We start from the raw sequence: 10,900 nt of genomic DNA on the forward strand, positions 1-10,900 counted from the left end.
TGGCCCTCATGACCTCAGCATTCCCTCAGTCACCCGCCGTGCTGGGCACGTTCTCGCAGCTGCTCTCCTCCACCCGGCGCGGGGCCCGGCTCGCCCGGCTGCTCACCTCACAGCAACTCCGCGTCTGGGGGGTCCCGTCGGCTGTCACCGAACGCGCCGAGCAGATCGTCGCCGAGCTGGCCTCCAACGCCGTCCTCCACGGCCAGGTGCGGGGCCGCGACTTTCGCCTCGCGCTCGTCCTCGACGCCTCGACCTGGGCTCTCCGTATCGAGGTCACCGATGCCCATGGCGAGCAACTACCCACCCGCATGCGGGAGTCGGAGCCCGACGACGAGTCCGGCCGTGGCCTGCTCCTGGTCACCGCGCTCGCCGACGGTTGGGGGACGGAGCCGTATCCGCCTGGCGGCAAGACCGTCTGGGCGCTCGTGACCACCAACGCCTGAATCAGCCCGACCGTGCAGCGACAGGCAGTCAGGGGGCAACCTCCCCATCCTGTACCGGAATTCCCGCGTGCCGGGCATTCCGGTACAAGAAACCACCACCGACGGGTTCCCGGCCCGCCGAGCGTGATGGCAGCGGTCGTCAGGCGGTCAGCTCCGTCTCCTCCTGGTCCTCCAGGGAGACTCCGCCGATATTGGCCCGCTGGCCGTCCTCGTGCCCCTGCCGGTAGCCGCTGCCCTTGAACTGGCTCGGGCGCGACTTGCTCAGCTTCGGGTAGCGGGCCGCGACCTTCTCCTGCACCGCTGCCGTTCGGTCGGCGAGGACGAGGGCCACGCTGCGTCCCTCGGGGGCCTCCGAAGAGGCCTGGTGCCGGTCGTGCTCGGCCTCGTCCCGAGCCGCTCGTTCCGCCTCGCCGATCCGCGTGGTCACGGCACGGATGAAGCCGAGCATCCAGGAGCGCTTGTAGGCGCGCGCCTCCTCCCTGACCGGCCGGTGCTGCGTGGATGCCTGCTCGGCACCCTGCAACATCTGGAGCCGAAGGCTCACGTAAAGGACCTCCACGGCGTGCAGGTCCGAGGCGAAGCCGAACAGGTGCACCCGGTGCCGGTTCGCCTTGCCACCCGGGTAGATGGAATGGCAGCGCATGGCTCCCGCGATCCAGGCGAGGAGCCGCTTGCCCTCACGCATCCAGGGAGCGGTCACCTCGACCACCCGGTCGGCGGGCTGCTCCGAGGTCGGTTCGTCACCGGAGAGCATGGCCCGTTCGATACCGTGCTTGGCCATCATCTCCGTGGCCTTCTTGAGGAAGGCCTCGGCCTCGGCCTTGGTGGCCCCAGGGTCCTCGGCCTGGCGCAGGACAGCCTTGACCCGCGCCAGCAAGGCTGCGGGCAACGAACCGGACGTCGAGGGCGAGGGGGACGGCGTTTCGGGATCGTCCGGGCCGTTCGGCCGCGTAGTGCCGGTCGGTTCCTTCTGCCCGCCGTGTGCCCCCGCACCCCCGGAAGGGCCTACGCTCCCGGAAGGACCGCCCAGGTCGTTCAGCTCGTCATCTTCATCGAAGTCCTCCGGATCGCCCTCGCCCACCGACTCACGGGCCACCGCATCGGCCAGATCGTCCGGATGTGACACCAGCGTGCGCAGGACGGTCAACGCTTCCCGTGCCCAGTCGGACGCGTCGCCGGGGCGGACGGCGGCCCTGAGCGACCTGAGCAGGCCGATACCGCCGTCCGCCTCCGGTACCAGGAACTCAAGACGCGCGTGGCCGAGCCGGGCGAGAGCCGACAGCTCGCACAGGTCGGTCGCGCTGTGCCGGGAGTAGCGGATCTCGATGCCAGGCTCGGGATACCACTCGTCCGGCGCCGCTTCGGTAACCGACCCGTCCGATCCGTCCGGCCGGTCCGGCCCGTCCGCGAGGAAGAGACCGTCGAACAGGTCGAACTGACGGGGCACTTCGAGATCGGTGTGTACGTGGATCGCCGGCGACGATGCCCGGCCCGAGAGAGCCAGGGCCGCCGCCCGTTCCTGCGGAGAGGTGACGACGTGGTACCAGACCGGCACGGAACCACGCATCCCGTGCCAGGTCAGTTCGCCTCGTGCCATGCGTGCCTCGGCCTCGCGCGCGACCTCGTCGTCCGGCACGCCTTCGGGGCCGGCGTTCACCGGCGGAACGGGGACGCAGTCGAGGAACTCGGTCAGATACTCGTCGGCGCCCCGCCGGCTGGGGAGTTCACCGGTGGTGAGCAGGACACGCTCAGGGACCGAGAGCGAGTTGATCACCGGCTGGACGACGTGGTCGAGGTAGGTGTCGACAGCGTCGGACAGCTCCTCCAGAAACGCCGCGCCGGCCTCGGTCGCCTCGCTCGCCTGTTTCTCGCACCACTCATGCACGTACCGGGCACCAAGGCGTTGCCCCGCGAGGAACGCCAGATGCCCGGCGCCCTGGAACGCTTCCTCGTACACGATCAGGGAATCGGCGATCGAGTCGACCGCGTGCGGCTGCGCGAGAACCGCCTGGACGAGAAGCCGGACCGGTTCCGCCTCGGAGGCCAGGACATCGGTCAGTGGCGCGAGCGCGTACCCGTTGGCCTCGGGAGCCTTCTCGGGGTGTTGGATGTCCGCCGGTCGCGGCGTGCGCACGCCCCATCGGGAGACCAGTTCGTCGTCCGCGTACGACCCGTCGGCCATGAGGGCCCGGTCGCGCCGCCAGAGTGCGAGGAGCAGTTCCTCCCAGGCCTCCGCGTTCCAGGACCACAGGGCGGGGTCGCCGGCCAGGACGGAGGCGACGCGGACTTCTCGTACGGCGCCATGCAGATCATGGCGGTGGCCCTGCGGAATCAGCAGTTCCAGCCAGGCGACGGTCTCGCCCATCGGCCGGACGCGTGCCTCGTCGGCGGCGATGCGCAGCGTCACCAGCGCGTTCACCAAACGCTGGTCGCCCAGGCCGGAGGGGATCAGGGCGTGCAGCCGGGGGCTGTGATCGGCCAGCACGTCGCTCAGTTCGGTGACACGGGTCCGCAGCCAAATCCTTCGTGCCGTGGCGAATTCCGTGGCCGTTCCTCGGCCTGCCCCATGATCTGCCCCTGTCACATGGCCTGTGCTGTGGTCCGCCATGACGTTCTTCCCCTCCCCCGGGCCCCGGGCCGTCCACGTCCGGACAGCCGCCCGCCCCCCCTGCGACCGAAATGGGTTCACATCCTATGCGTGGTGTAACCGGCTTCTCACAGACGGCTGTCAGTGGTCCCCCGTACGCTCTTCGAAAGATCTGATGCGACGGGCGGACGAGGAGATCCATGGCGGACGAATACCCGGAGTTCTGTCTGCGGCTGCCGAACGGAGGGCCGCTGGCGCGGGGACGGCAGACCGATGAGCTCGGTACGAACGGAAGCCTGAGGTTCGTGGTCGGGGCGGGACAGCCGGTGCGCCCGGACGTCGTGCCGTCCTTCGCCACGCGTGCGGCCTCCGCGCACAAGGTGCGGGAGAGGCTGATCGGAGAGGGCCGTATCCGCCGGTCCGCCACCCGGGCCGACTGGCTGGAGACGTACGAGGAAATCGTCTTCAACTCCTCGTCCGAAGCCGCGGCCGTGCTGACCGGCCGTAATTCCAACGGCTGGACGGACTGGCGGACCGAGGACGGCCGCCCGCTGGGGAACTTCATGTCCGGGACGTCGTGGGGACCGAACCGGACCTGGCTGGTGCGCGGTTCGAATGTGACCGGACTCGACCTCGTACAGCGGCTCTGGCGCCCCGAGGGTCGCCTCACACTCGCCGCCTCCCATCTGCGGCAAGGTGTCGAACAGGGCATCAGCAAGGACCGGATGCGCGCCCTTGTCGAGGAGGACTACGAGTCCTCGGCCACGTACAACCAGAAGCGGCAGCTGATCGAGGAACTGCACGCCTTCCTGTCCCGGATGAGGCCGGGCGACACCGTGTGCACTATTTCCGGCGGGCAGTTGTACGTCGGCGAGATCACCGGCGAGGCGGAGCAGGTGGAGTCCGAGGACCGGCGGACCAATCTGCGGCGTCCCGTGGAGTGGCAGGCCACCGGGCACCCGTACGAGGACCTGCCCGAGGCCTTGCAGCAGAAGCTGTCCATCCAGCACGACGTCATCGACCTCAGCGCCGTGCGGGCTCTCGTCGAGGGGCTCGGCATGACGGACGAGGAGCTGGCCGACGAATCGGAGGCCATAGAGCGCGACCCGAGCGTGGAGATCCCGGCGATCACCGCCCGGCGTGAGCTGGAGCTCCCCGTGCCCACCGATGAGTTGGCGACCGAGCTCCTCGTCCACGGCACCGAGTGGCTGCGCGAGGTGCGTGACCTTCTGTGGGACGAGCGTCAGCTGGTGCTGTACGGGCCACCGGGCACCGGCAAGACCTATCTGGCCCTCAAGCTCGCGGAGTTCCTCGGCGGCGGGCCCGAGCAGGTGAAGCTCGTCCAGTTCCACCCTTCGTACGCCTACGAGGACTTCTTCGAGGGCTTTCGGCCGAAGGAGGACCCGGACAGCCGCGAGGTGGCCTTCCGGCTGACCGCGGGACCGCTGCGGGAGCTCGCCGACCTGGCGTCCAGCGAGGGCAACCGGCACATCCCGCACTTCCTGATCATCGACGAGATCAACCGGGCCAACCTCGCGAAGGTCTTCGGCGAGCTGTACTTCCTGCTGGAGTACCGCAACAAGTCGGTGCGACTGACGTACTCCGACGACGACTTCGCGCTGCCGCCGAACCTGTTCGTCATCGGCACGATGAACACCGCGGACCGTTCCATCGCGCTCGTGGACGCGGCGATGCGCCGCCGGTTCGCCTTCGTGGAACTGTCGCCGCGTACCGAGCCGACGAGCGGGTTGCTGCGGCGCTGGCTGGCCGAGCAGGGCAAGGACCCCGAGCCGGCCGAGCTGCTCGACGCGCTCAACTCCCGTATCGAAGAGCCGGACTTCCGGATCGGCCCCTCCTACTTGATGAGGAAGGGCGTCTACCGGGAGGGCGGCCTGGAGCGCACCTGGCGTACGAAGATCCTGCCGCTGCTGGAGGAGCACCACTACGGAGAGGGAGTGGACATCGAGAAGCGGTACGGGCTCGCGGCGCTCCGGGAGTCGCTGAATGCCCGGGAGCCTCTGGAGTGAGCGCGGCGAACGGTTCCGTGGTCGAGCTGGTGGAACACGCCCCGGGAACAAGCGTTCCGCTCCCGGACGCGGTCGGCCGGGCAATCGCCGCGTCGCGGATCGTGGACGCCGCTCCCGACGCGTACGCGCCGGGGCGGTGGGTGTTGCGGGCCGGCAGCAAGGTGGGAGCTGTCCGGGTGGATGTTCCGGACAGCGCGCCCGTCACGGTCCGGATCACCCCCAAGGTGCCCGTCGCCCGGCTGTTCTTTCTCCTCGGGTACAGCCTGGACCCGCGCGGCTGGCGGGACGGCGAGGTGGAGGTCGCCGAGCACCGGGATCTGCTGCCCGCGCTCGCGCACGCCGTCGAGCGGCAGGTGGACCGGGCGCTGAAGCCGGGACTGCTCCAGGGATATCTGGCCACGGAGGATTCCTCCCTCGTCGTCCGTGGCCGCGTCAGGGAGGCCGAGCAGATCCGCCGACGCTTCGGGGCCGCTCTCCCGGTCGAGATCGCCTACGACGAGTTCACCACCGACATCGCCGAGAACCGCATCCTGCGGGCCGCCGTCGACCGGCTGCTGCGGCTGCCCGGCGTCCCGCGTGACGTACGCCGGCGTCTGCTGCACCAGCGCTCCCGTCTCGTCGGCGTCACCCCACTCGTCCGCGGCCAGGAGCTGCCCGCCTGGCACCCCACCCGTCTCAACTCCCGCTACCACCAGGCGCTGCACCTCGCGCGCGCCGTTCTGGACGGCTCGTCCGCCGAGCACACGGCAGGCGGACTGCGCGTCGACGGCTTCCTGTTCAACATGAACAAGCTCTTCGAGGACTTCGTGACGCTGGCGCTGCGTGAGGAGTTCCGAGGCGGCGATCACCTCGTACGGCTCCAGGACTCGCACCACCTCGACGAGGCCGCGCGCATCCGCATGAAGCCCGATCTCGTGGTCTACGGCTCCGGGGGGCGTACGCCGCGGGCCGTCGTCGACGCCAAGTACAAGGCGGAGAAACGCGATGGCTACCCCGACGCCGACCTGTACCAGATGCTGGCCTACTGCACGGCTCTCGGTCTGCCGAGAGGTCACCTCGTCTACGCCAAGGGCAACGCCCCGCACACGGCCCACCGGGTGCGGTACGCGGGCATATTCATCCATCAGCACGCCCTCGACCTGGACCAGCGGCCGCCACTCCTGCTGAACGACATCCGTGCCATCGCCCGGCAGGTGATCGTCGGCCCGTGCGTATGATCAAGGCGGGATTGTCCGTACGGGGGTGGGGAGAACAGCAGTGCCGCAGCTTGCGCTGGCCAGCAGTTTCTGGGGGAGCTACGACGTCCTGGAGAAGCCCGTCAAAGCGGGTGTCCGCAAGGCGATGGAGAAATTCCAGCTGCTGACCGTGGCGGAGCTGCGCGCGGACAAGGGCCTGCATCTGGAGTCCGTCGACAAGGCGCGCGACCCGAGGATGCGGACGATCCGCATCAATGACTTCTGGCGGGGCGTGGTTCTGGCACCGGACGACGGCAGCGATGTCTTCCTGCTCGTCAACGTCGTGCCGCACGACGACGCGTACACCTGGGCAGCGAAGCGGCTGTACACGACGAACACGGCGACACGCGGTCTCGAAGTGCGCAACGTGGTCGCGATCGAGCAGCTGACCCCGGCGCTTGAGAAGGCGGCAGCAGCAGCGCCGAAGCTTCTGTTCGCTTCCTACTCCGACACCGTGCTGCGTGATCTGGGCGTGGACCAGCAGGTGTTGAGGGCCGTTCGCACCGTCATCGACAAGCAGCAGCTGGAAGCGTTCGGGACGCTGCTGCCGGAGGACCAGTTCGAGGTTCTGCAATACCTGGCCGAGGGTTTCGGCCCGGACGAGGTCTACCGCGATGTCGTGGCCGTACGGCGACCCGCCGACGCCGCTCCCGAACCGGACGAGGACCTGGCCGCGGCCATCGCCAACACGACGAGCCGCATCACCCTCGTCACCGGGCCGGGCGAGCTCACGGACATTCTGGAGAAGCCGTTCGCTGCCTGGCGGGTGTTCCTGCATCCCTCGCAGCGCCGCGTCGCCTACCGGACCTCGTACGCGGGCCCGGTCCAGGTCACCGGAGGTCCTGGAACGGGCAAGACGGTCGTGGCACTGCACCGGGTCACGCACCTGCTGTCACGCTCGCCCGACACACGCGTCCTGCTCACCACCTACACCAACGCGCTGGCCGCCACCCTCCGGGACAACCTGGCCCTGCTTCTGGACGGCGACCAGCGGCAACTCGCCCGCGTGGACGTCAGCACCGTGAACAGTTACGCCCACCGGGTCGTCACCGAACTCGGTGGCGCGGCCCCCTCGCCCATCGGTGACCGGGAAGAACGGCAGCTGTGGCAGCGCGTGGCCAAGAAGCTCGGGCTTCCGTGGACCGAGCAGTTCCTGGCCCAGGAGTACCGGCATGTCGTGCTCGCTCAGGACATCCGCGACCTGGACAGCTACCGGGCCGCCACACGTCGCGGGCGCGGCACCCCGCTCTCCCCCGCACGCCGTGGACAACTGTGGCCCGCGATCGAGGAGTTCGGTGCCCTCCTGCGGGAGAAGGGCACCACCACCCATCTCCAGGTGTGCTCCACGGCGGCTCGGACCCTGTCCGCGGCCGACGGTCCGGAGCTGCGCTACGACCATGTCGTCGTCGACGAGGCGCAGGATCTGCACCCGGCTCAGTGGCGTGTGCTGCGCGGGGCGGTCGCGCCCGGCAACGACGACCTGTTCATCACCGGCGACCCGCATCAGCGGATCTACGACTCACGGGTGTCGCTCGGATCTCTGGGCATCTCCGTGGCGGGGCGTACGAACCGGCTGCGCATCAACTACCGCAGTACGGAGGAGATCCTGGGCTGGTCCACCGGCATCCTCTCCCCGGTCACCGTGGAGGATCTGGGCGGCGAGGGCAGCGACAGCCTCGCCGGCTACCGCTCCCTGCTGCACGGCCGCAGGCCGCACACCGAGGGATACGCATCCGAGCAGGCCGAAGTGGCCGCGCTCGTGGAGCGGATCGGTGAGTGGATCGGCCAGGGCATCCGGCCGGCCGACATCGGCGTCTGCGCACGGTTCAACACGCTTCTGGACAAGGTGTACGACAAGCTGACGGCGGCTAACGTGCCGGTGGCGCGGGTCAGGGACAGCCCGGGGCCGGAAACGGACGGAGTCAGGCTCGCGACCATGCACGCGATGAAGGGGCTTGAGTTCCGGTGCGTCGCTGTCCTCGGCGCTACGGCGAGTGCCCTTCCCTTCGCCCGGGAGGTCACCGGTGTCGAGGTGGACTCGCTCCAGCACGGCTCCGACATGCTGCGCGAGCGGTGCCTGCTGTTCGTGGCCTGCACGCGGGCACGCGAGGCCCTACAGGTCTCGTGGAGCGGGGCGGTCAGCGAGTTCGTGCCGGACGGCGGGCGCCGCCGCTGACCGGCGTACCGAGCGCGCGCCGCTGACCGGGTATCGCGCCCGCTCGGTTACTCGGCTCGGCTACCGCTGCTCCGCTCCTCGGGAGTGAGCGCGCCGTTCCCCAGGCCGTCGCGGGCCAGCTCGGCCGCCTTCCGGCTCAGTTCCGCCACCGCGCCCATGCGCTCCTCGAACTCCTGGAGTGCCCGGAAGGCCGCTCCGTACCGGCGCTGGTCACCGATGTCCATCTGCGGAAGACGTGCTCCGCGGCCGTCGAAGCGAAAGGTGCCGCTGGAGCTCGTGGAGCGCCGGGTGTTGGCCGTGCTGTGCAGGAACCCTCGCAGGTAGTCGGTGTCGAGCTGGTCGCTCACCGACACCGGTTCCGGGTCCGCGTACTCGACGAGGCCCGCCCGCGCGAGGTCGGCGACGCTGACGGTCGGCCCCTTCAGGGACCCGGGCCCGCCCCCTGGTGCGAGGGCGGGAAGAAGGAGCGCGACCTGCCGCAGCTGCTCGTCCAACTCCGCGCGCAGGGAACGGTAATCGGCGCTGTAGTCGCGGTGTGACGCCGCCATGTGGCTCCCGGGAGTGAGATCGACGGTGTCATCGAGGAGATCGATCAGCGGCACGTCGGCGACCTGCCCGGACTCCGGATTCAGCCTTCCGTCCGGGCGGTTGTCGGTCAGGTCGACGAGTCGTACCGAGGTGGCGCCCTCCTGTGAAGAACGAGGTCGCCGCAATTGCCAGAGGTGCACGGGAAGCGCGTGGGACGCGGCGATGCCCGCGGGGAGTGCGACGACCTGTTCGAGAATGCCGCGTCGTACGAGTTCGGCACGGATACGACGCCCTCCTTTTCGGTAGGCGACGGAGGCCGGCATGACCATGAGGACCCGCCCACCGGGCGCCGTACGGCTGTAGGCATGCTGGAGCCAGGCCAGTTCACCTTCTGCCCGCGACGGCGTCCCCAGCTCCCAGCGGGAGTCGAGCAGCAGTGTCTCGCGGCCCCAGTCGGTGACACCGGCGGGCGGGTCACAAACGACGAGGTCGGCGCGGAGTTCCGGCCACTGGTCCGCACGCAGGGAATCGCCGGCGACGACGGTGACCTCGGCCCGCCCGGTGAGGCCCGCCCGGAGTTGCGCGAAGCAGGCACTGCTGGGATCGATCTCCTGTCCGAACCGCCTCGGCCCCTCCTCGGGTCCGACCGCGAGAAGGAGCGTGCCGATGCCGCAGGCGGGGTCGAACAGCGTGGCGTCGGCCGGTACATCTCCCGCGAAGTGACGTACGGCTGCGACGACTCGGGTCGAGGTGACCTGGTCGGAGCCGGCGCGCCGCACCGAATCGGTGAACCGCTCGCTGAGGCCGTGGACCACCGCGGCGGCGGATTCGGCCTCTTCCAGGCTTCTCACCAGGCGGACGACATCGGTGGAGAGCGCCGGGACCGGCTCGACTCGCGCCAGCAGCCGGACGACATCGGCAAGGCCGGTGATCATGTCGTCCCCGTGGGCGGCCCGCAGAGCCTGCCACAGCCGGACGTCGTCCGAAATCTCCTGTCCCTTGCGCTGCTTGTCCAACCACGCCTGGACCTCGGCCAGGACGAACAGCGGACCGCTCGTGCTACCGCCCGCTGGGGCGGGGAAATCCTCGTAGCGCCGCCGCCAGTTGGACACCGCTGCGCGGGTGACCCCGGCGAGACGGGCGATCTCGGAGCCGGAGACCAGCGGCTCGGAAGATGCTGAGGCAGCATTTCTCACGGGTTTCACGGGTTCACCGTACACGGAGTTCCCGAACGTCTGACCCGTTGACGTCGTACACACTTCCGTGGGGCCGGAGAGTCCGTATGCCGCGTGGCAGCGGGGCGCTCGGGGACGTACCCGCGCCCTCCATCCGCACCACAGCTCGTTTCACGCCATTGATCAGCCTCGTTTCGGAAATGACCGGACTCCTCTCGGGGACACGTGTGCATCGGCCCCACCACCACCGTTACCCTCGTCCCCCCGTGCGTCGCAGCGCGGTGAACCAAGGGGGAACAAGTGAGCACCATCCGCGAGGACCCGGACGGATACCGGATCTCCGTTGTCGACGACGACCCGCTGCGGGCCCGCCGCGAAGCTCGTGAACTGCTCGGTGAGATCAATGAGGTCGACCCGGGCGCCGCGCTGGATCTGCCCCGTCAGCGCGCGGCCGGCGGCGACACCGACAAGGGCGGGGTCTCCATGGACGCCGTCAGCCTGATGATCAGCTCCGGTTCATTCGTCGCCGCCGGGGTGCAGGTCTGGCTCGCGCGTGTCCCGCAGCGGACCATCGTCGCGACCCGTCCGGACGGGTCGACTCTGCGCATCACCGGCCGGGAGGCCCGCGACGACGACGAGCGGATCGAGCGGTTCTTCTCGAACGGCGAGGACAGTCCGAACGGCCCGAGTGGCCAGGATGACGGCAACGACTCGACAACGGAATAAGCG

7 protein-coding genes are annotated in these 10,900 nt (G+C 69.5%); 5 read left to right on the top strand and 2 right to left on the bottom strand.

The window, feature by feature from the left end; all coding sequences use genetic code 11:
* The first annotated feature begins 8 nt into the window (after positions 1 to 8).
* A complete protein-coding gene (locus ACIQD6_RS19920) occupies positions 9 to 443 on the top strand; it encodes an ATP-binding protein (RefSeq protein ID WP_401884252.1) in 435 nt (144 codons plus the stop codon).
* 139 nt (positions 444 to 582) lie between these two features.
* Here ACIQD6_RS19920 and ACIQD6_RS19925 read toward each other — a convergent pair whose 3' ends face one another.
* Positions 583 to 3,051, bottom strand: coding sequence for a DUF2786 domain-containing protein (locus tag ACIQD6_RS19925; protein ID WP_401884254.1), 2,469 nt, complete (start codon positions 3,049 to 3,051; stop codon positions 583 to 585).
* A 179-nt stretch (positions 3,052 to 3,230) separates the two neighbouring features.
* On the opposite strand from ACIQD6_RS19925, the gene ACIQD6_RS19930 reads away from it, so the two are divergent.
* The 3 genes from ACIQD6_RS19930 to ACIQD6_RS19940 are packed head-to-tail and all read left to right on the top strand — an operon-like array spanning position 3,231 to position 8,468.
* Positions 3,231 to 5,057, top strand: coding sequence for a DUF4357 domain-containing protein (locus tag ACIQD6_RS19930; protein WP_401884255.1), 1,827 nt, complete (start codon positions 3,231 to 3,233; stop codon positions 5,055 to 5,057).
* Entirely contained in the window at positions 5,054 to 6,274 is a 1,221-nt protein-coding gene (locus ACIQD6_RS19935; protein WP_401884256.1) for an McrC family protein, read from the top strand. The genes ACIQD6_RS19930 and ACIQD6_RS19935 overlap by 4 nt, the downstream gene beginning before the upstream one ends.
* A gap of 40 nt (positions 6,275 to 6,314) precedes the next feature.
* Positions 6,315 to 8,468: a UvrD-helicase domain-containing protein gene (locus ACIQD6_RS19940; protein WP_401884257.1), complete on the top strand. Its 2,154-nt coding sequence runs from the start codon at positions 6,315 to 6,317 to the stop codon at positions 8,466 to 8,468.
* A 47-nt stretch (positions 8,469 to 8,515) separates the two neighbouring features.
* On the opposite strand, the gene ACIQD6_RS19945 is transcribed toward ACIQD6_RS19940, so the two are convergent.
* Positions 8,516 to 10,201 (bottom strand): N-6 DNA methylase, encoded by a 1,686-nt coding sequence (locus tag ACIQD6_RS19945; protein ID WP_401884258.1) that lies wholly within the window; start codon positions 10,199 to 10,201, stop codon positions 8,516 to 8,518.
* A gap of 270 nt (positions 10,202 to 10,471) precedes the next feature.
* Between ACIQD6_RS19945 and ACIQD6_RS19950 the strand changes: the two genes are divergently transcribed.
* Positions 10,472 to 10,897 (top strand): hypothetical protein, encoded by a 426-nt coding sequence (locus ACIQD6_RS19950; protein WP_401884259.1) that lies wholly within the window; start codon positions 10,472 to 10,474, stop codon positions 10,895 to 10,897.
* The last annotated feature ends 3 nt before the right edge of the window (positions 10,898 to 10,900 follow it).

Origin of the sequence: Streptomyces sp. NPDC088400, assembly GCF_044753355.1 — a bacterium.
In the GTDB taxonomy this organism is placed as follows: domain Bacteria; phylum Actinomycetota; class Actinomycetes; order Streptomycetales; family Streptomycetaceae; genus Streptomyces.